The organism is Rhodothermales bacterium (assembly GCA_039944855.1).
In the GTDB taxonomy this organism is placed as follows: Bacteria; Bacteroidota; Rhodothermia; order Rhodothermales; family JANQRZ01; genus JBBSMX01.
The window spans coordinates 52,515-73,242 of the sequence record JBDUXZ010000001.1 but is presented as its reverse complement, the minus strand read 5'-3'; the positions used below and the strand labels follow the sequence as shown (position 1 = coordinate 73,242).

Here is a 20,728-nt window from a genome sequence, read left to right as displayed (position 1 = left end):
CGTCTCTTTACCCGAGCACGTCGGCGGCGCGGCGGAGGCGGCGGATCGTCGCCTCGCGGCCTATCACGACGAGGGTCTCGAACATCCCTGCCCCACCCGTCACGCCCGTCGTCGCGAGCCGAACCGGGTGGATGATCCGTCCGAACCCAGCACCTTCGTCCTCGGCAAGCTGCCGCATCACGGCTTCGGTGCTCTCGACGGTGAATGCGTCGTCCGCTTCGAGCCGGTCGGCGTAGGCGCGGACGAGGGCCGCACTGTCGTCCTTCCAGCGCTTTTTGACGCCCGCCTCCTCGTACTCGGTCGGGTCCTCGAAGAAGTAGGCAGCGTCCGTCGCGATCTCGTGGGCGAACGTAATCCGCTCCTGCATCAGCGCCGCCGCGCCGTGCAGCGTCTCGTCGTCATACGTCAGCCCGCGCTCGTCGAGGAAAGGTCGGACCTCGTCGGCGAGCGCGTCCACCGATTTGGCGCGGAGGTACTGGCCGTTGTACCACTTCAATTTGTCGAGGTTGAACTGTGCGCCGCTGTGGCTGGTCCGTTCCACCGAATAGGCGTCGACGAGTTCGTCGAATGAGAACAGCTCGCGCTCGTCGCCGGGGTTCCAACCGAGGAACGCAAGAAAATTGACCAGGGCCTCGGGCTCGTAGCCAGCCGCGCGGTAGTCCTTCACCGAAACGGGGATGCCCATCTTGTCGGCGTTCCGCTTCGAGAGCTTGCCGCCGGTCGGGCTGAGGATGAGCGGGAGGTGCGCCATCGCGGGCGGCTCCCAATTGAAGGCCTCGTACAGCAGGAGGTGTTTGGGGACGGACGGCAGCCACTCCTCGCCCCGGATGACGTGCGTGATGTCCATCGCGTGGTCGTCCACGACGTTCGCGAGGTGGTACGTCGGCATCCCGTCGCTCTTGAGCAGGACCTGATCGTCGATCTCGCTCGAATCGAACGAGACCCACCCTCGGATCAGATCCTCGAAGCGGACCGAGTGGCCGGGCTCCACCTTCAGCCGGACGACGTATTCGTCGCCGGCCTCCAGCCGCCGCTGCACCTCCTCGGCAGAGAGCGTGAGCGAGTTCTGCATCTCCGCCCGCGTCACCGCGTCGTACTTCGGCGTCGGGTTCTCCTTCGTCGTCAGCCGCTCCCGCATCGCGTCGAGTTCGGCCTCCGTGTCGAAGGCGTAGTACGCGTGCCCGCTCTCGACGAGTTGCGCGACGTGGCGCTCGTACAGATCGCCCCGCTTGGACTGGTAGTACGGCGCGTGCGGCCCGCCCTTCTCCGGCCCCTCGTCGTAGTCGAGCCCGGCCCACGCGAGCGAGTCGAGGATGTCGGCCTCGGCCTCTTCGACGTAGCGGGAGCGGTCGGTGTCCTCGATGCGGAGGAGGACGGTGCCGCCGTGCTTGCGGGCGAAGAGGTAGTTGTAGAGCGCGGTGCGGAGCCCGCCGATATGGAGTAGCCCGGTCGGGCTGGGGGCGAAGCGGACGCGGACGGTGTCGGCCATGGAGCGTGCGGATGGGCGAAGGGAGAGGTCGCCCAAGTATAGCCGCCGCCCCCGCGCCCGTTGCGCAAATCCGAGTGAAAGACGAGGGGTTGTCCGTGGTCAGTCGTCCGTGGTCGGTCGTCACTCCGCGGAGAAGCTCGGTGAGCTCTGCGTGTCATCCCGAGCTTGTCGAGGAACCCCGTAGGGCTCGGCGAAGCCCATCTCTCCTCGGCACCGCGTTGCTCGTCGCAGATCCTTCGACAAGCTCAGGATGACAAAGAAGCGCACTTCGTAACAGGGTAGGCAGTCGTCCTTTGTCCGTGGCTTCGCACCGCACGCCACTAACCAATGACACGGAACACGGACCAATCACCACGGACAACCCCTCACTGCCCGACGAGCGTCTCGTCCTCGACCGTCACGCCGGGCCACATCACGTAGACCGGCTCGACGTGCTCGACGGAGATGAAGCGGACCGTTTCGGTCGGCGGCGGGCCGGGGACGAGGGCGCGGATCACGAGCACGAGGGCCATCAGCGCGAGCGTCGTCCCGATCGTCACGCGGCGCCGGAGGGCGCGAAAGGGCCGCCGGTCCTCCGCCCGCCCCACGGCCTGCTGCTGGCCCGCCCGGAGCCCGTCGATCCGCTGGAAGAGGGCTTCGTCGACGGCGGGGGCGACGGGGTTGGCGTCCATCCGTGTGGCGAGGCGGAAGGCCATCAGCGCGTTGAACTGCACGCGGGCCTCTCGGCTCTCGGCGAGGTGGGCGAACAGCGCGCCCTGCTGATCGAGCGGGAGTTCGCCGTCGATGTAGAGGTTGAGGAGGTCTTCGGTGTGGTCGGTCATGCGAGGGAGGCGTGGAGCGGGAGGGTCGGGCGGAGAGCGTCACCGGGACGCCGTCAGGCCACGGGAGGTTTGGCGACGACCACGGCCGGCGGCTCGGGGTCGAGGATCGGCTTGAGGAATTCGCCGAGCTTGCGGCGGGCTTTGAAAAGCCGGCTCTTTACCGAACTCACGGTGTTCCGAGTTACGGCGGCGATCTCCTCGTACGACAAATTCTGGTATTCGCGTAGCACGATGACCTCGCGGTACTCGGGTTTGAGCTGGCCGAGGTACTCGTTGACGAGGTCCACCTGCTCGCTCTTCATGAGGTTCGAGAACGGCGTCTCCCCGCGCCCGACCGGCTCCGTGTCGCCGAGTGAGACCTGCCGGTTCTGCCGGCGGAGCTGGTTGAGGCACTGGTTCCGGGCGATCGTGAAGAGCCACGCCTTGAACGAGCCGGGGCGCGTCAGCCGCTCGCGGTTCTCGTAGACGCGGACGAACGTCTCCTGGAGTACGTCCTCGGCCGCCGCGCGGTCGAGCAGCATCTTGACGCAGAAGGCGTAGACGGGCGCTTTGTAGCGGTTGTACAGCGCCACGAAGGCGAACTCGTCGCCGGATTGGAAGGCTTCGATGAGGGCTCGGTCGTCCGGCGGCATGGGCAGGGGCGCTAGGGGCGAGGATTTAGAGGTAGACCGAGACCTTCACCAAAAGTTGCTCGTCCGCCGGACGCGGCTGCCGCGTGGCCGACGTTACGCCGCTGCCTGGCCCGTCCGCTCCTCCCCTTTTTCTCCGACGCTTTAAGCGGTTCGGCCGGCAGGTCCTGTCCGGGCGGTGTATTTTCGCTCGCTTTCGAAGAGCCCCACCCACGCGATCCTTTCGCCGTGCCATTCCACCCCATGACTATGCTGCGACTCCGTCCTTCTACCGTGCGGCCCGCCTTCGCGCTTGCGGGCCTCGCCGTGCTCCTCTTCGCCGGCTGCTCGTCCGGCCGTCTCCCCGCCTCCGACGACCGCGCCGTGGCGCAGTTCGCAGGCGAGACGCTGACGCTCGACGAGTTCGAGACCCGCTACGCCCTCTCCGTCGGGGGGCGCGAAGCGGCGGCTCAGGACTCGTTCCCCGCCTACGCCGACTTCCTCTCGCGCTACGTCGACTTCCGCCTCAAGGTCCAGCAGGCCCGCGACCTCGGGCTCGACGAGGACACCGCGCTCGTGCGCGAGATCAACGACTACCGCGCGCAGCTCGCGAAGCCGTACTTCGTGGAACGCGAGGTGCTCGACGGCATCATCCGCGACCTCTACGACAAGCAGAAAGAGGAGCTTCGCGCCTCGCACATCCTCCTCCGCGTCGACGAGAACGCCGCGCCCGAGGACACGCTTGCCGCCTATGCCAAGCTCTCCGCGATCCGTGACTCCGTCATCGCCGGGGCCGACTTCGCAGCGCTCGCCGTCCGCCATTCCGAGGACCCGTCGGCCGCGCGCAACGAGGGCGACCTCGGGTACTTCACGGGCGGCCGGATGATCGACGCGTTCGAGCGCCAGGCCTACACCACGCCCGTCGGCGAGGTCTCGCCCGTCTTCCGCACGAGCTTCGGCTACCACATCCTCCGCGTAGCCGACCGCCGGGCCGCGTCGCCCGAGATCAGCGCCTCGCACATCCTCATCCGCCTCGGCCCGGAGGCCACGGCAGCGGACTCGACGCAGGCCCGCGAACTCGCCGCATCGCTCCGGCAGCGCATCCTCGCCGGCGAGGACTTCGCCACGCTCGCCCGGCAGTACTCCGACGACCAGGCCTCCGGCCAGAACGGCGGCGACCTCGGGTTCTTCAGCCGCGTACGGATGGTCGAACCCTTTGCGAACGCAGCCTACGACCTCGAGAACGTCGGTGACGTCTCGGACATCGTCGAGACGCGCTTCGGTTACCACCTCATCAAGCTCACCGGCCGCAAGGAGATGCCGACGTACGACGAGGCGTATTCGACGCTGAAGCCGCTCGCCGAGCGGCTGCCGCGCACGGCCGTCCGCCGGCAGGCCGTCGGGCAGGAGTTCCGCGCCGAAGTGGGCAGTACCCTCGACGAGGCCCTCGTCCGCCGCGCCACTGCCGCCTACCCCGCCGACAGCCTCCTCCGGGGTGCCGTCGTCGAGCGGTTCGGTACGTACAGCGACAGCACGTTCGCCACAATCGGCGACTCGACGTACGCCCTCGGCGGGCTCAGCGACTACCTCCGGCAGACGCGCGTCGCCCCCGCCCCCGACCAGTTCTCCCAGCTCCTCGCCCTCGCTGACGACTACCTCAACGAGCAGGCCGTCGAGCTCGCGGCGTACCGCCTCGAAGACCGCGACCCCGAGTTCCGCCGCATCATGCAGGACTACGCCGACGGCGTGCTCCTCTTCCGCATCTCCGAGGACTCGGTCTGGAATGCGGCTGCACGTGACTCGATCGGGCTTCTGGTGTACTACTCCCAGCGCATTGACGACTACCAGTTCCCCGAGCGGCACCGCGTGATCGGCTTCTACAGCCGGAACGACTCGCTCCTCTCCGTCGCCGCCGCCGCGCTCGACGCAGGGAAGACGCCGGCCGAGATCGACGCGATGATGGCCGACGCTGAGCAGGACGTGCGGATCGACACGGTCTTCGTCAGCAAGACCAACGAGTCGCTCTTCGACCAGGCGCTCGCGCTCGAGGTCGGCCAGCGGACGGAGGTGCTGCCTTACCAGAGCCGGAAGGCCATCCTCTACCTCGACGCGATCGAGCCGCCGCGCACGATGAAGTTCGAGGAGGCGCGCGCTCAGATCGTCGCCCAATACCAAGACCTCCTCGACACCCAGTTGCGCGAGCGGCTCCGCCGGAAGTACAACGCCGAACTCTATCCCGAGCGGCTCCGCACCGCCTTCGACGACGTGATGAGCGCGTCGGTCCCTACTGACACCGCGCAATAACACCGCCTCGCGCAGCGTACTGGAGAAGGGAGCCGGCGGACCGCCCGACGCGCTCCCTTCTCTGCTATCCTCCCACCCCATGCCTCGCCTCCCGCTCCTCTTCGCCCTCGTGCTCGTGCTCGCCCTGGCGGCGGGCTGCGAGCCGGCGACCCCGGAACCGCGCGCGTACGTCGCCCGGATCGGGGACGCGCGGCTGACGGAAGCGGACCTGACGGCGGCGCTCGCCGCGGTGCCGGCGGGCGTGGACAGCGTGACGGCGCGGCAGCAGGTGATCGAGCAGTGGGTGACGGCGGAGCTGATGGCGAGCGAAGCGGAGGCGCGCGGCCTCCGCGACCGGCCCGACGTCCAGCGTCAGCTCGTCGAGAACGAGCGCGCCGTGCTCGCGGCGGCCCTCCTCGCGGCCCTCTACGACGAGGACACCGCCGCGCTCAGCCGCGCCGAGATGGAGACCTATTTCGAGCGCAACAGGGAGCGGCTCCGGCTGCGCGAGCCCTACGTCCGCGTCCGCTTCATCCAGACGGCGACGCGCGACAGCGCAGCGACGGCCCGCGCCGCGATGCAGCGGGCCGCACTCCGCGCCGATCAGGATTCGTTGTGGGAAGCCACCGCGCGCGCCTTCGCCGCCGACACGGCGACGGCCCTCGCACTTGGCCGCTCGTACGTCCCCGAGAGCCGACTCCTCACCGCCGACGAGGCCTCGGTCTGGCAGGCGCTCCCCCAGCTCGGCTCCGGCCAGATCAGCTCCGTGATCGAAGCCGGTGATGCGTTCTACGTCCTCCAACTCGTCGACCGCGCCGAGGCCGGCACCGAGCCGGAGCTGGCGTGGATCGAGGACGAGATCACCCGCCAGGTGACCATTCAGGCGCGGAAACAGATGGTCGCCCGTCATGTTCAACGGCTCCGCAGCGAGGCCGAGGCCCGCAACGAGCTCGACATCCGCGAACCCTCCGTTCGGGGTGAGGGGACGCCATGACGCGTCCCCTCGTCGTTTCCGCACGACCGATTTCTCGCCGGGAGGAACGCGGAGCCCCGCGCCCGGCACACGGAATGAGCGCACGCGCACGTTCCGCCTATCCCCCACCGAGCACGCTTTGTTTATGACCCCGTACCGCCTCCTCCTCGCGCTCAGCGCCGTCCTCCTCTTCGCCCCCGCCGCCGTCGCTCAACCCGTCGGCCAGGTCGATGGGATCGTGGCCGTCGTCGGGAGCAACGTGATCCTCCGCTCCGACGTCGAAGCCCTCGCGCTCCAGCTCTCCCGAGGCGGCGCCGTCACCGACGTCGTCCGCCGGCAAGCCCTCGACGACCTCATTACGCAGGAGGTTCTCGTCGAGCACGCGAAGCGCGATACGACCATCATCGTCACGCCCGACGAGGTCAACGAGACGCTCGATCAGCGGACGGAAGCGCTCATCGCGCAAGTCGGCGGCGAGGATCAGGTGATCCAACTCTACGGTAAGAGCGTCGCCCAGCTCCGCGAGGACTTCCGCAAGCAGGTCCAGAACCAGCTCCTTGCCCAGACGCTCCAGCGCCGGAAGTACTTCCAGGTCCGCATCACGCCGCAGGAGGTCCGCGAGTGGTTCGCCGCGATCCCGGCCGACTCGATCCCCGAAGTGCCGAACCTCGTCCGCGTCGCGAACGTCGTCCAGTTCCCCGACGTCGATCAGTCCGCCCGCGACGAGGCCCGCGCGACGATCGACGCGATCCGCGATTCGATCGCCACCGGCGCCGAGACGATCGAAGCCCTCGCGCAGCGCTACTCCGACGACCCCGGCAGCGCAACTCGCGGCGGGCGCTACGCGAGCGTGAACATCCGCGACCTCGTCCCCGAGTTCGGCGCCATCGCTGCAACGCTCAACCCCGACGAGCTCTCGCAGGTATTCGAGACGCAGTTCGGCTACCACGTCATGCGCCTCAACAACCGCGTCGGCGACGTCGTCGACTTCAACCACGTCCTCATCCGCATCGACGCCTCCCGCACCGACCCGACCGAGGCGCTCGCGACACTCGAGATGGTCCGCGACTCCGTGCTGACGGGCGGCGCGTCGTTCGCGCTGATGGCGAAGGAGTTTTCCGAGGACGAGACGTCCGCCGCACGCGGCGGGAACGTAACCGTCCCCCAAAGCGGCGACCGCGACCTCCGCTACGACGCCCTCAGCCCGACGTGGAAGCAGACGCTCGACACGCTCGAAGTCGGCGAGATCAGCCAGCCGGCGAACGTGGAGCTGCTCGACGGGCGCGAGGCGTACCAGATCGTGCTGCTCCAGCGGCGCACACCCGCCCACCCGATGACGCTCGCCGACGACTACGCGCTGATCGAGGAGTTCGCCCTCCAAGACAAGCGGCAGCAGGTGATGAGCGAGTGGATCGACGAGCTGCGCAGGTCCGTGTACGTCGCCATCAAAGACGAATCGCTCCGCTCCCCCGACATCGCAGGCTGATCTCGCCGTAGCGTGCTGAGGCGTGTGGTCTCGGCGCTCCCGCCTTCCCTTCCCCCGTCCGAATCCCATCGCTATGGCCGCCCCCGCTTCGTCCGACCCCGCCGCCGTCGACGCGCTGCATGATGCGTACGACCGGCTCCGTCGCGAGATCGGCAAAGTCATCGTCGGGCAGGACGAGATCGTGCGGGGCGTGATCGTGTGCCTCCTCGCGCGCGGGCACTGCCTCCTCGTCGGCGTGCCGGGCCTCGCCAAGACGCTGCTGATCCGCTCGCTCGCCTCGGCGCTCGACCTCAAGTTCAGCCGGATCCAGTTCACGCCGGACCTGATGCCGAGCGACATCACGGGCACCGAGATCATCGAGGAGGACCGCGACACCGGCCGCCGCGTGTTCCGCTTCGTGCGCGGCCCCATCTTCGCGAACGTCGTCCTCGCCGACGAGATCAACCGGACGCCGCCGAAGACGCAGGCCGCACTGCTCGAAGCGATGCAGGAGCACCACGTCACGGCCTCGGGCGAGACGTTCCCGCTGGAGGCGCCATTCTTCGTCCTCGCCACGCAGAACCCGATCGAGCAGGAGGGCACGTACCCCCTCCCCGAAGCGCAGCTCGACCGGTTCATGCTGAACCTCTGGCTCGACTACCCCAGCTTCCGCGAGGAGGTCGACGTCGTCCGAAGCACGACGGGGGCGCGGGCGGCCGAGATCGCGCCCGTCCTCGGCCACGAAGAGCTGCTGGCCTACCAGTCGCTCGTGCGCGAGGTGCCGGTAGCGGACAACGTGATCGAGCACGCCGTCCGGCTCGTCACGAAGACACGGCCCGGGCGCGAGAGCGCGCCGGAGCACGTGAATGCGTACCTCAGCTACGGCGCCGGGCCGCGCGCTTCGCAGTACCTCATCCTCGGCGCGAAGGCGAACGCCCTCCTCGACGGCCGCCTCACGCCGCTCGTCGAGGACGTCGACCGGATGGCGATCCCGGTGCTCCGGCACCGCATCGTGCCCAACTTCAACGCCGAAGCCGAGGGCGTCTCGGCCGTGGACATCATCAACCGCCTGCTCGACCGCTAGCCCCGCACCATCGACCCCCGCACCGCCATACGCAGCCGCTCGCCCCACCTCGTCCTCGTCGGCGGGGGCCACGCGATGCTGCCGCTCGTGAAGCACGCCGGGACGTGGACGGCACGCGGCGTCGCCATCACGCTCGTCGATGAGTCGGACGCGCTGTTCTACTCGGGGATGGTGCCCGAGCACCTCGGCGGCGTCTACGCGTCGGAGCAGGTGCGGGTCGATCTCCGTCGGCTGTGCGCCGCGTCCGGCGTGGCGTTCACGCAGAGCCGGGTGACAGGCCTCTCGCTCGACCCGCCGGGCGTCGTGCTCGCCTCCGGCGAAACGCTGCCGTGCGACCTCGCCGCGCTCGACGTCGGCGGCGTGAACCCGAAGCGGGACGCGGCCGGCGACGCGATTCCAACGAAGCCGCTCCACCACATCGAAGCGCTCGAACGGTTCGTCCGCGACGCCCTCGACCGCGAAAGCGGAACGCAGCACCTCGCGATTGTGGGCGGCGGAGCGGCGGGCGTCGAAGTCGCACTCAACGTCAGCGCGCGCGTCGGCGCCACTCGGCCCGACGCCCTCCGGCTGACCCTCTTCGAACCGGCCGATTCGTTGCTACCGAACGTCCCGGCCGGGATGCAGCGCGAAGCCCTTCGCCTGTTGGAACAGCGTGGCGTCACCGTCACCCTCTCGACGCGCGTCGAAGCGGCGGAGAACGGCGAGGTCGTCCTCGCCGACGGCACCCGCATCGCGGCCGACCGCGTGCTGTGGGCGACCGGCACGGCAGGTCCGCCCCTCTTCCGCGAGTCTGGGTTGCCCGTGGACGACGCCGGCTTCCTCCGCGTCGCCGACACGATGCAGTGCCCCTCGGCCCCGTGGCTCTTCGCGGCGGGCGACTGCGCGGCGCTCGACAGCTATCCCGACTTGAAGAAGATTGGCGTCAACGCCGTCAAACAGGGGCCGCTGCTCCGCGACAACATCGCCCGCGCGCTCGATGCGTTGTTGGCGGATCGCTCCCTCGGCGACCTCGATCTCAGCGCGTTCACGCCCTACCCACTCACGCCGCTCATCCTCTCGACCGGAGAGCCCGAGGGCCTCTGGGTCTCCGGTCGGCTCTGGCTGCGCGGCGGCCCGATTCTCCGCCTCAAGCACACCGTCGACCGCCGCTGGATGCGGAAGTACAGCCCGGCGTGGCGTCGCCGCCCGCTCCTCGACCTCTTCGACCGCGAAGCCGCCGCAACGGATCGCGCGTCAACGTCCGTATCTTAACCGTCCCCCTCCGACCGACTCCAATCTCCGCATATGGCTGCCACCCAACTTCCCCCCGCTCCCTCCGTGCTCGACCTCTCGGGCCTTTCCGAGCGACAACGGCTCGCCTTCTACGGCGCCCTCTTCGCCCTCGCCGCCGCCGACGATACCATCGACGAGCGCGAGTCCGACCAGATCCTCGAATCGCTCCAGCTCGAGGGGCTCTCCGAGGACGCCCGCCAGCGCGCGTTCGCCCTCAGCATCTCTCCCCCGTCCCTCCGCGCCTGCCTCGACCTCCTCAAGGACACCGATGAGTCGATCCGCCGCGGGCTGATGCTCAACCTCGTCGACGTCGCCCTCGCCGATGGCGAGATCGAGCCCGGCGAGCCGCAGACGCTCGAGGCCGTGCGCGAGGAGCTCGGGATCTCCCCCGAAGACATCGCTACGATGCACACGTACGCCTACCACCTCCGCGAGCACGGCAAAGGCGATGCGATCGTCCGCCCCCTCGCCTGCCCGGACGAATTGGGCTGAGCGCAGCGCTATTCAACCACGCTTCAACGGGGGCCGGAACTGCATTCCGGTTCCCGTTGTTATTTTGGGCACTCCAAGCGCCTCCGTAGCTCAGTTGGCAGAGCAGCTGACTCTTAATCAGCGGGTCGTAGGTTCGAGCCCTACCGGGGGTACCATGCAAGAGGCTTCAGGTCACTCTGACCTGAAGCCTCTTTGCGTTTGGGCTCCCCGACTGCTATCGGATTGCTATTGAGTTGGAGCACCCGTTCGAGGAGGCGGATGTGGGGTGCTGAGCCTCATGGCGGGCAATACCCGTGCCTTTAGTCCCGGCAGCGTAACACGCCTGGGGCACAACGTGCGGCACGCTCCGCAGGCACTCCTTGTGCAAAGAGGGACTACGATCGGTACGCTCTCTCGGGGGGACAGGATCACTCAAACGGACGATCCTCCTCTGCGGTCAGTTGATCTGGCTCCCGTCGAGCGCGTTCTCGATGAGCGCCGATATCCACATCGTCAACCGAACGCACAGTCCACCTATCTCGGGCGTGGGGAATGACCAGACGGCTACGCTCGACTCCAGGGTCGTCATCTCCTGCGATCCTATCATAACCTGTCGGTGCATATCTTCGCACGGCTCCATGCACTGGATGTGACAGCCCTTACCCGATGATACGTACCGCGTTTGTTCTACTTGGGATACTCCTCCTGTGGCCTTCCTATGCTTGGAGCCAGACCACGTGGCGGATCGCTCAGGGACCGTCCACGGTTGGCTTCAAGGTGCAGCATTTCTATTTCACTCATGTGGATGGGGTCTTCCGCTCGTTTAATGGGACCGTCGTCAGGTCCGGCGACGATTTCGAAGGTGCCCAGATCAACGCATCCATCTCAGTCGCAAGTGTCTATACGGGCATTCCCGCACGAGACGAGGAGTTGATGCAGCCCTTTTTCTTCGACGCGGAGCAGCACCCCGACCTCCTTTTCGAGAGCACCTCGTTCGAGCATGTCGGGGACAGCACGTATGTCATCACGGGGATGTTGACGATACGAGGCGTGACCAAGCCGATAGAGCTCCATGCCGTGCGTCATGATGAGCGCATCATCCGAGATGGAAAACGACGCGTCGACTTCTTGGCAACCGGGCGCCTCGACCGTTTCGATTTTGGCCTCGAATGGAATAAGGTCGCTGAGTTTGGCAACGCGATCGTCGGCAAGATGATCGACATCACCCTCGATGTCGTACTCATCGAGGAGTAAGGAGAACCTGCGAGCTCAGCGCGGCGGTGACCGTACGCCAGCAGGTCACGGGCCGCAACAAGCACGGGGTGTGAATCCTCTTCGCCGGGGTGAGTGGGTAGCGCCGGGTCTGGTCCCGGCCCGCGAACGCGAACGCTCTTGGGAGACGTTCACGGCAACGGCCGAAGTGGAGACAGCGCTATTCGTGTGAGCGTCCGGCCCACCGCAGGAAACCGGTGGCGGAGCAGCACACGCCCCTGCACGCCGACGCGTCCACGGCGTCCGTCGTCAGGCTCTGGGCGAGCACGGCGTCGTCGAAGGCGAGCGGCAGCCGGCCGAGCGCCACCGGGTCGCCGGTCACGGCCACGTCACGCTCCAGCGGCTGGTAGCCGACGAACGAGACACGGAGGCGGTACAAGCCCGGCGCCACGGCGAGCCGGAACGACCCATCGAGGGCGGCCGCTGCTCCCGTGCGCGTGTTGTCCGGCGCCGCGCGGATGAAGATGACGGTCGCGCCTGGGAGCGGCTGGTCGTCGGACGCATTGAGGACAGTGCTCGTCACCTCGGAGGTCGTCTGGGCCGAGGCGTCGGGGGCCATCGTGAGGACCGCCATTGCGGCGATCAGGATGAGACGGTACAAGGTGGGTCGCAGTGTGGACCAGCGCCGTGCCATGCAGCATCGTGCAGGCTGTTTTCTTCGGCGAGGGCGAACAGCCCGGTGGCGAAGGCAACGGAGAGCCAGATCGGGACCTGGAAGGATGTGGTCATACATCCAAGGGAAGAATGGTGGAGAGCCGGGAGGGTCACGTTGTGGTCGCCGACCGGCGGGTCATGCCGATGAGCAGCAGGACGACGGCGATCGCAACCAGGCTGAGCGCCCACGCCCGGCCCGCGCGGAGTGGTCCGGGCGCCGCAGCAGTACCGGAATCGGCCCTGGAAGCGACCGGCTCCGAGACCGCGACGGTCACGGTCCCGCCCATAGCCTCAGAGAGCACGGCCCGCGTCGTATCGCCCCGGTGGCGGACGCGCACGATGGTCTGGTGGCCTTCTACGCCGTCCAAGACGTCGACGGCGACGGTCAGCATCTCCGTACCGGACGGCAGCTCGACAGCAAACCGTGCGTCGGATTGGTGACTGCCGAGCCGGAGCCCGATGTCGCTGACCGTCAGCTCATGACCGTCCGCCGAGAGCCCGAGCGTCCGGCGGAGGTGGTCGGCCACGAGCGCGCGGTAGTCCTCAGCCTGGGTGTCGACCGACCGGCCCACCCCGGCTTCGAGGGCAGCGTGGAGGCCGGCCTGCGAAACGGCGAGGTGGACCGTGGCGGCGGACTCGGTAACCTCGACCTCAACGGCCGCCGAGCGGGGGTCGTGGGCGAGGGCCTGCGCGCTCCACAACGCGAGCACGAGGACGAGGGCGCGGCGTGGCATCACTGAAACTGAAAAGGTTGCCGCACCGAGGCGCCGACGACACACGACGGCACGTTCGGGGCATCGGTGGACGAAACGTGGTAGTGGTAGACCTCGTCGGCGTAGTCGGCCGTCGTGGACGTGTGGCCGCCACAGGCGTCGAGGTCGCTCGGCATCCCGGCTGCATCCTGCGACGCGTAGATCGGGTAGCCGTCCTTGGCAAACCCGATGAGTGCGGTCGTGCTCTGGGGGACGGCCGTGCAACGGACATCTGTGATGCCGTTCGCGTCGAGGACGTTGTTCGCCTCCTCGGGGCCGAGGTGCCAGTGGAGGTACCCGCGCGGGTCGATGTGGCCGCCGCACCCGCCGATGGCGGGGATGTTGCCGCCCCGCGGGTCGCCCGCGCCCATGCCCACGACGGACGGTGGGACGCCCGCGATCGGGATGCCATCGAGCGAGAGGCCTATAAATTCGACCGTCCCGATGGCGTCGGGCGTGCTGAGTGGGGTCGGGACGGCCGGGATAGTGAACGTGAGTACGAGCCCGTCGTCGGGCGTGGCTTCGAGGCACGCTGGCGACACGCCTCCGGGCGCACCCGGATCGGCGACATTAACGTTGCCATCAGCGTCGACGATGTCGTAGCCGTCGGCCTCCATCGCGTCCCAGAGCTCGGCCTTGAGCGCCTGGAAGCCGGGGTTCGTCGCGCCGTCGTAGAACCCGACGCCGCCGACCTCATCGATGGTCTGGGGGCAGTACGGCCCGTCCTCGACCGGGTTGGCCCCAAACGAGACCTCGTAGCACCGGGTCTCGGTCCCGTCCGTCAGCGTGCAATCGACGAGCGTGGCCGCGCCGATGACGTTGGAGCCGGTGAGGAGCGCGGGGTCGAAGACGACCCCGACGACGGGCGCGTCAGTGCTGTCGGAATCGCAGGCAGAGAGCGCCAGCGCGAGGGCGACGAACAGAAGGGTGAGCTTGGGCATCAGGGGAGCGGTGGGTGGACGGCCCCAGTCTAGAGAGCAAATGTCCAGATCCCGTGCAGCCGCGAGCTCAGCGCGGCTCCGAGGCACCCCCGGCAGACGGCCCGTCCCACGCCGGGAGCGTGACGGTGACCGTCGTGCCCTCCCCGGGCACGCTCACGATACCGACTGCCCCCCCCATCGCCTCCGTGAGCGAGCGGACGATGCTGAGGCCGAGCCCTGAGCCCCCGCCTGCCCGCGCGCCGTCAGCCCGGACCGACCGCTCGAACACGTGGGGGAGCACGTCCGACGCGATCCCCGAGCCCGTGTCCATGACATCAACCTCGACGCCGTCCGGTGCAGGCCGGGCGGAGAGCGTGACGTGGCCGCCCGACGGCGTATACCGGAGCGCATTCGAGACGAGGTTGTCGAGGATCTGCGCGAGGCGGTCGGGGTCGGCCCGCAAGTCCGGCGCGCCCTCGGCCTCGACGGCGAGTTCGACGCCTACCGCCTCCGCGCGGGCCTCGAACGCCGCGGCCGCGTGCCGGAGCGTGTCAGCCGGTACGAGGCGCGTGAGGTGGACGGGGAGGTCACCCGCGTCGGCGAGGGCGAGCGTGTGGAAGGCCTCGACGAGCCGGGCGAGCCGCTCGGCCTGGACGCGGGCCGTCCGGATCCGCTCGGGCGTCGCGGCGAGCGCCCCGCTCTCGATGAGTTCCAGCGTCCCGAGCACCGTCGTCACCGGTGTGCGGAGGTCGTGCGACACGTCGGCTGTCATCCGCTGGCGGAGCGCCGTCGCCTCGGCGAGCCGGGCGCTCATCGTGTTGAAGGCGTCGGCGAGCGCGCCGACCTCGTCGGCACTGGCGACGGAAACAGTTTGGCCGAGGTCGCCCGCTGCAATCGCACGGACGGCCTCGGTGAGCCGGCGGAGCGGGCGGGTCGTCCGGCCGGCCAGCCACGCGCCGACGGCGAGCGAAACGGCGAGCGCGAGCCCCAGCGCGGCGACGAGCGCGACCGTGGACGAGGCGACAAACCGGACCTCGGGGCTCGACGCAGGCAGGCCGTGGAGGGCGTCAGCGGCGTCTCGTGGGACGAATGCGGTCGCCACGCGCCGGCCGTCCACGACCACCGCGCGCCCGTCGTCGAGCGCGGCGGGCGGGAGTACGTCGCCCACGGCGTACGCGTCGAACGGGCGGACGACGCGGCCCTCGGCGTCGGCGAGCCCGAACGCGATCCGCTGCCCGAGCGTGGCAGGGGGCGGGAGTCTGCGGGACGGTCGGCTGCGATCGTCAGGGAGGGTCCCCGGTCGGGGTGGCGGCCCGGCAGGCAGGCGGGCCTCCTCGACCCCCTCGGCCGTGATCGTCCCCGAGGCCCGCGCCGTGGCCTCGACGTCGTCGACGAACCCCTCCAGTGCCTCCTCGATCACGAACCGGTCGAACGCCGTCGCCGTAGAGACACGGACGGCGACGGCGACGAGCGCGGCCTCCAGAAGGCACACGCCGACGAGCACGAGCGTCCACCGCCCCCTCAGCGAACCGGTCACGGGGCGCCTCCCACCCGTGGCGCGAACCGGTATCCGGTCCCGAACACGGTCTCGATGTGCGCCGGAGTCTTGGGGTCGACCTCAACCTTGACGCGGAGGTTGCGGACGTGGGAGTCGACGGTCCGCTCCGAGCCGTCGTAGTCACGACCGAGGACTTCGAGGAGGTCGAGGCGGGACAAGGCGCGACCAGACGCTGCCATGAGGGCGCGGAGGATATTGAACTCGGCCGGGGTGAGCTCCGCCCATTCGCCTCGGACGGTGACGCGGTACGCCTCCACGTCCAGAGCGATGTCCCCGCCCCTCAGCACGCCTTTCGGTTCGCTCCGGCGGAGGACGGCCTGGACGCGGGCGGCGACCTCGTGGAAGCTGAACGGCTTGGTGACGTAGTCGTCGGCCCCGAGCCCGAGCCCCTTCACCTTGTCGGCCTCCTCCACGCGGGCCGTGAGGAGGATGACCGGCGTCTGGCCCTCGCGCCGGAGCTCGCGGACGACGTCGAACCCGTCCACCCACGGCATCATCACGTCGAGGAGCACGAGGTCGGGCGCGGCCTCGCGAGCCACGGCGAGGGCCTCCCTCCCATCCGAGGCCGTCACGACGGTATACCCCTCCGCCTCGAAGAAGTCGCGGAGCAGGTCCCGGATGGCCGGTTCGTCGTCGGCAACGAGGAGGGTGCGGGGCATCGGAGAAGGGGGAGGAGTCCGGACACCATGATACCGCCACCGACCTGCAACCGCGCGACGGGCGGGTAGGCCAGCAGCAGAGAGCACAGGCGATCTAGTGGTGGTCGTGAGGCCCCGGGAACGCGTGGGTGTGCGCCGCCTCAGCGTCTGCTGACGTCCTGCCCTCGGGCGGGCCGGGGCGGCCTCCGGGCGGGCCCCCACCAGGCGGGCCTCCCGGACCCTGCGTCGCATCGCACGTAAGCCCCGCCCCGTCGCCGGCGAGAGCGCACCCGTACTCGCCGCGAAAGCAGCCGACGAACTGGTTCGCCCCGGGCGAAGCCACGTGGTAGTGGTACCCGCGCTCGTCATCCGTGTGGCCGCGACATTCGTCGAGGTCCGTCGGCTCCTGGCCGTCGGTGCCCATCTGCGCGTAGAACGGGATGCCGTCGAGCGCATAGCCGATCATAGGGGCGTGCCCGTCGCTCTGGGCCACCTGCGTCCCGCACCCCGTCGCCTCGTGGTAGTGGTAGCCAACGTTGAGGTTGACGTGGCCGCCGCAGTCGTCGAACGGGGCGAGCGTGTAGGCACCGAGGATGCGGTCGGTCGGGGCCGGCGGGGCGAAGCTGATGCCGTTGAAGGCCACGCCCATCGGGTCGCTCGTGGGGCCGGTACCATTCACGGAAACGGGTTGCTTCGGGATGACGTACGTGATCTGCGCCTCCGGCTCGAGGTACGACGTCTGGCATTCGACGCAGAAGTTGGCGTACTCCTCGCCGACGTTCGGATTCGCCGCAGCGGCGCAGTCCTCCTGCGAGTCCGTGATAAAGACGTCGCCCTCGTCATCGTACATCTGCCAGAACGGATCGTCATAGAAGGTGTCGAGGTTCTCGATGAATGAGCCGTCGACCTCGTAGGCGATCCCGCCCTCGGGCCAGATCCCGCCCTCAGAGGCGTCGGCTTGGATCGTCCCCGGACACCACGGCCCGGCGGTGTGGTCCACCGGGTCCGTGTTCACAGAGAAGCGGATGCACGTGGTCTCGGTCCCGCCGGAGAGCACGCAGGCCTCCTCGGTGATCTCGCCGACAATCGCGGCGTCGACGAAGAGCGACGGATCGACCTCGCCGAGTGTCGGGTCATCGATGTTTCCAGATGTGGTCGACGAGTCGCAGGCGGAGAAAGCGCCCAGCGTGAACAGGGCAACTACGATGGCGAACACGTACGAGTGTGGTCTCATGGCGGGGGAAGCGTTCTCGGTGCAGAGGTCAGGTGAGTGGCTCAACTTAATCGAGCGATATCCAGAACCTGTGCAGAAGCCCCCCCCCTTTCACGGGCACCCACGGGCATTGCCTCGTACAGCCGCATGGTCTCCCGCATACCCGGTTCGGTACCTGCACGATGAAGGGAGAAATACAGAAGGCCGCTTCCAGTTGGAAGCGGCCTCCATGGGGATCCGTCACGCTCTTGATGTGCTCGAGGCGAGCTTGTTAGACTACTATGGGTTCAGCGGGCATGTCTCTATGGGATAAAGCACGGGGGTGCCATTGGAGCCCATGACCTGACAGAAATCGGCGCCCGAGAGGGCATCCGTAGCAATCACAGTCCCGTTGACATCAACGAGAACGTCGCCGGTGCCCGGGGCCCCCGCATACGCCGTCACGTGGGCGACCGTGCCGTAGGGGATTAAGCGAGGGGCTTCGTAGGTCTTCATACGTTCGGATCGTTCTAAAGCAGGTGGCGTATTGACTCGCAGAGCGGTCGACCCACCATACACCGGCTTACAACAAGCGCTCCCATGTCGCGGAAGAGACACTACCCCATCGGATGTGCCAACGCAGCATTACGGCAGCGCGCCTCCCAATTCGCGTAGCGTCGCGGCGAGCAGACGGAGCCGGCGCGCGGCTTCGGGCGACGCGCCCGCCTCAGCGACCCCGGCTTCGCCCTCGACCATCGCGGCCGTACTCGCGAGCCGAGCCACTGCCGCGCCGCCCTTCGACCGCGCAGCGAGTTGCTCCACCTGATCGATCTCACCCCCCACGCGGGCTACCTGCTCGGACGTGAGGTGTTCGTGGCGCGCTAGCTGATCGAGGTACGCCCGCGCGACGGAGAAGCTAGCAGGCCACACGATCCGCGTCTGAAGCTGGGGATTCACCTCTTCGTCGTGGATCGACTCCGCCGCGTCGATCTCGTTCTGCGACACGTGCTCGCTCGGCGTCAGCTTGAACACGTCGAGCCCGCGACCGATCTCGGAGGCGTAGAGGTAGCCGTTATACCAGTACACCGACCAGTATCCGGCCATCACCATCCGCTTCGCATTCATCGGGCCCCGGTCGAAGTAGGCGATCTCCTGCGGGTTGGCGGGATCGGTGAAGTCGAGGACGGAGACGCCGCCCTGATACCACGCCTGCGCCATCACGTCGCGGCCGGGGATCGGAACGAGCGAGCCGTTGTGCGCGACGCAGTTCTCCTCCGATGTCTGCGGCGCGGGCAGCTTGTAATAGCTGGCGTGTTCCAATTCCCCGTCCTCGAGCGTAAAGATCGCGTTCGCGCCCCACTCCGGGCGATCCGTATCGCGGCAGCGCGGGGCGAGCCCGCCGCCCCACTCGTCGGTGAAGAGCACCGTGCTGCCGTCGTTGTTGAACGTCGCCGAATGCCAGTAGGCAAAGTTGGGGTCGATCACCTCGTCGATCCGCTTCGGATTCGCGGGGTCGCTGATGTCAAGGAGGATGCCGTTGCCGGAGCACGCGCCCGCCGCGAGGCCGAGCTCGGGATAGACCGTGATGTCGTGGCACTGGTTCGTCGTGCTCGTCTCCTGCGTGCCCTCGCCGTGGGGGCCGCCCGGCCAGAGTCCGGCGATGTCACCGGAGGTCGCATCGGCGAAGATGCGCGGCGTGCTGACGATGCGCGCGTCCTGAGGAGCGTCGAGCGGCACTTCGATGACTTCGATGCGGAACAGCGAGGTGTTCGGGTCCTCGTCGGGCGACCGGCCCGAGCAGCCGGGCAGCTCCTCGCTCGGCCTCACCTGACTCGTGCCGGAGACGTAGATAAACACGCGGGAGTCATCCTCTACGTCGGGCACAAGCGTGTGGGTGTGCGAGCCGCGGCACGTCTGCACCGCCGCGACCTGCTTCGGGCGGTCGACGTCGCTGATGTCGTAGACGCGCACGCCGCGGAAGCGCTCGTCGCTGACCACCTCCGAGACGCCCTGCGGGCCGCAGTCGAGACGGCCGCGGGTCTCTTCGACCGACATGAAGAGGAGATCGCCGTGGACGGAAACGTCGCCCTGCCCGCCCGGACATGGGAGCGTGAGGCGCAGTGTAGGCTGGCTCGGATCGGCGATGTTCCAGATTTGGAGCCCGTGGAAGCTCCCGAGGAAGAGGTGGTCCCCCCGAAAGGCGAAGTCGGAATTCATATAGCTGAAGTCGCCCGGATCGTCGGGGTTGAAGAACCCGTCGGGGCGCGGGACGTGGGCGACCAGTTCCATATTCATCGCCGCCGATTCCGCGTCCTGCCACCCAGCTTTGAGTCCGACGCGGGGGTCCTGCGCCTTCTCACCTGCGGTCATCGTCTGCGCGCTCGCCGATAAAGAGACGCCGAGCGCAAAGGTGCAGAGGCAGAGCGCAGCAACGACGCGGCGCACGAGGGATATCGGGAGGGCGGTCATGGGCGACGGGGATGGGGGTGGGGAGATGTGGGGGATGGAGTGAGGCTATCGTTCGTCCGGCGCGGCGAGCGGGCCCTCGAGCATGGCCTTCATCCGCTGGATGTCCGCGCGCTGGTCCGCATCGATGTCGGAGGCGAAGCGGTAGACCTCCGTGAGTTGGGCGGCGCCTGGGCTCGCTAGCAGGTCGTTGACCATGACGAGCGCGCCCTCGTGGTGCTGGATCATGAACTCCAAGAAGAGGCGGTCGAACGCGGGGCCCGACGCCTCGGCGAGCTGGGCGAGTTGCTCGGGCGTCAGCATGCCGGGCATGAGGGTGTGGTGCCCGGCACCATGGTGCGCGTGGCCGGCGCCTACCATCGGCACTTCTTCGTCCCGGTCCTGCAACCACCGCTGCATCCACGCGATCTCATCGCCCTGAGCCACCTCGATCCGTTCGGCGAGGAGGAGGAGATCGCGGCGGGTCGTCCGGGCGGGCACGAGCGCCGTCATGTCGAGGGCCTGCGCGTGGTGCGGGATCATTCCCCGCATGAAGAGCGCGTCGGCAGGCGTGTGCGTGCGCGTTACGACCTCCGCAGGACTCGACTCCGATTGAGCGGCGGCAGGCGTCGTGCCGGCGGCCCATCCACCTGCGAAAATGCACAAAATGAGGAGTCGTGGCAGCCGGGGTCGGTACATATAGGTTCGGGGAAAAGCGATCACTCAGTAGCACAGGGCGGGCACAGGTCCGTCGCCAAAATACGCGACGGGTCGGGCTCTGGTCCTGCCGTTTACAACAACGGAGAAGCGCCTCGGAACGTGTGTCCCGAG

General features: G+C 68.3%; 20 protein-coding genes and 1 tRNA gene. 8 read left to right on the top strand and 13 right to left on the bottom strand.

Going from position 1 to position 20,728, the window contains the following annotated elements; translation table 11 throughout:
• Window positions 1–7: 7 nt before the first annotated feature.
• From gltX to ABJF88_00280, 3 genes are all read right to left on the bottom strand, one after another.
• Window positions 8–1,489 (bottom strand): glutamate--tRNA ligase, encoded by a 1,482-nt coding sequence (gene gltX / locus ABJF88_00290; protein MEP0545348.1) that lies wholly within the window; start codon window positions 1,487–1,489, stop codon window positions 8–10.
• A gap of 365 nt (window positions 1,490–1,854) precedes the next feature.
• Entirely contained in the window at window positions 1,855–2,310 is a 456-nt protein-coding gene (locus tag ABJF88_00285) for a zf-HC2 domain-containing protein (GenBank protein MEP0545347.1), read from the bottom strand.
• A gap of 53 nt (window positions 2,311–2,363) precedes the next feature.
• A complete protein-coding gene (locus ABJF88_00280; GenBank protein MEP0545346.1) occupies window positions 2,364–2,942 on the bottom strand; it encodes an RNA polymerase sigma factor in 579 nt (192 codons plus the stop codon).
• 246 nt (window positions 2,943–3,188) lie between these two features.
• Here ABJF88_00280 and ABJF88_00275 point away from each other — a divergent pair, with 246 nt between their 5' ends.
• From ABJF88_00275 to ABJF88_00245, 7 genes are all read left to right on the top strand, one after another.
• The gene (locus ABJF88_00275) at window positions 3,189–5,222 is read left to right on the top strand and encodes a peptidylprolyl isomerase (GenBank protein MEP0545345.1); all 2,034 of its coding nucleotides are present in this window, start codon (window positions 3,189–3,191) and stop codon (window positions 5,220–5,222) included.
• Between the two features lie 79 nt (window positions 5,223–5,301).
• On the top strand, window positions 5,302–6,195 hold the full coding sequence (locus ABJF88_00270; GenBank protein MEP0545344.1) for a peptidyl-prolyl cis-trans isomerase: 894 nt from the start codon (window positions 5,302–5,304) through the stop codon (window positions 6,193–6,195).
• Between the two features lie 124 nt (window positions 6,196–6,319).
• A complete protein-coding gene (locus ABJF88_00265; GenBank protein ID MEP0545343.1) occupies window positions 6,320–7,660 on the top strand; it encodes a peptidylprolyl isomerase in 1,341 nt (446 codons plus the stop codon).
• 73 nt (window positions 7,661–7,733) lie between these two features.
• Entirely contained in the window at window positions 7,734–8,723 is a 990-nt protein-coding gene (locus ABJF88_00260; GenBank protein ID MEP0545342.1) for a MoxR family ATPase, read from the top strand.
• 9 nt (window positions 8,724–8,732) lie between these two features.
• Window positions 8,733–9,974, top strand: a complete 1,242-nt coding sequence (locus tag ABJF88_00255; GenBank protein MEP0545341.1) for an FAD-dependent oxidoreductase — start codon at window positions 8,733–8,735, stop codon at window positions 9,972–9,974.
• A gap of 33 nt (window positions 9,975–10,007) precedes the next feature.
• Window positions 10,008–10,487, top strand: a complete 480-nt coding sequence (locus tag ABJF88_00250) for a TerB family tellurite resistance protein (protein ID MEP0545340.1) — start codon at window positions 10,008–10,010, stop codon at window positions 10,485–10,487.
• A 79-nt stretch (window positions 10,488–10,566) separates the two neighbouring features.
• Window positions 10,567–10,642, top strand: a tRNA-Lys gene (locus tag ABJF88_00245).
• Window positions 10,643–10,923: 281 nt separating this feature from the next.
• Here the strand turns inward: ABJF88_00245 and ABJF88_00240 are convergent.
• Complete coding sequence (locus tag ABJF88_00240; GenBank protein ID MEP0545339.1) at window positions 10,924–11,088, bottom strand: hypothetical protein; 165 nt, start codon at window positions 11,086–11,088, stop codon at window positions 10,924–10,926.
• 44 nt (window positions 11,089–11,132) lie between these two features.
• On the opposite strand from ABJF88_00240, the gene ABJF88_00235 reads away from it, so the two are divergent.
• Window positions 11,133–11,720, top strand: a complete 588-nt coding sequence (locus tag ABJF88_00235; GenBank protein ID MEP0545338.1) for a YceI family protein — start codon at window positions 11,133–11,135, stop codon at window positions 11,718–11,720.
• A gap of 178 nt (window positions 11,721–11,898) precedes the next feature.
• Here ABJF88_00235 and ABJF88_00230 read toward each other — a convergent pair whose 3' ends face one another.
• From ABJF88_00230 to ABJF88_00190, 9 genes are all read right to left on the bottom strand, one after another.
• Window positions 11,899–12,339, bottom strand: coding sequence for a carboxypeptidase regulatory-like domain-containing protein (locus ABJF88_00230; protein ID MEP0545337.1), 441 nt, complete (start codon window positions 12,337–12,339; stop codon window positions 11,899–11,901).
• 163 nt (window positions 12,340–12,502) lie between these two features.
• Window positions 12,503–13,126 (bottom strand): hypothetical protein, encoded by a 624-nt coding sequence (locus ABJF88_00225; GenBank protein MEP0545336.1) that lies wholly within the window; start codon window positions 13,124–13,126, stop codon window positions 12,503–12,505.
• On the bottom strand, window positions 13,126–14,085 hold the full coding sequence (locus tag ABJF88_00220; GenBank protein ID MEP0545335.1) for a YHYH protein: 960 nt from the start codon (window positions 14,083–14,085) through the stop codon (window positions 13,126–13,128). Before ABJF88_00220 ends, ABJF88_00225 begins: the two co-directional genes overlap by 1 nt.
• A 67-nt stretch (window positions 14,086–14,152) precedes the next feature.
• Window positions 14,153–15,601: a HAMP domain-containing sensor histidine kinase gene (locus tag ABJF88_00215; protein ID MEP0545334.1), complete on the bottom strand. Its 1,449-nt coding sequence runs from the start codon at window positions 15,599–15,601 to the stop codon at window positions 14,153–14,155.
• Window positions 15,598–16,281: a response regulator transcription factor gene (locus tag ABJF88_00210; protein MEP0545333.1), complete on the bottom strand. Its 684-nt coding sequence runs from the start codon at window positions 16,279–16,281 to the stop codon at window positions 15,598–15,600. Before ABJF88_00210 ends, ABJF88_00215 begins: the two co-directional genes overlap by 4 nt.
• Window positions 16,282–16,375: 94 nt before the next feature.
• Entirely contained in the window at window positions 16,376–17,494 is a 1,119-nt protein-coding gene (locus ABJF88_00205) for a YHYH protein (GenBank protein MEP0545332.1), read from the bottom strand.
• Between the two features lie 258 nt (window positions 17,495–17,752).
• The gene (locus ABJF88_00200) at window positions 17,753–17,968 is read right to left on the bottom strand and encodes a hypothetical protein (protein MEP0545331.1); all 216 of its coding nucleotides are present in this window, start codon (window positions 17,966–17,968) and stop codon (window positions 17,753–17,755) included.
• Window positions 17,969–18,097: 129 nt separating this feature from the next.
• On the bottom strand, window positions 18,098–19,921 hold the full coding sequence (locus ABJF88_00195; GenBank protein ID MEP0545330.1) for a hypothetical protein: 1,824 nt from the start codon (window positions 19,919–19,921) through the stop codon (window positions 18,098–18,100).
• Window positions 19,922–19,966: 45 nt separating this feature from the next.
• Window positions 19,967–20,449: a DUF305 domain-containing protein gene (locus ABJF88_00190; GenBank protein MEP0545329.1), complete on the bottom strand. Its 483-nt coding sequence runs from the start codon at window positions 20,447–20,449 to the stop codon at window positions 19,967–19,969.
• Window positions 20,450–20,728 lie beyond the last annotated feature (279 nt).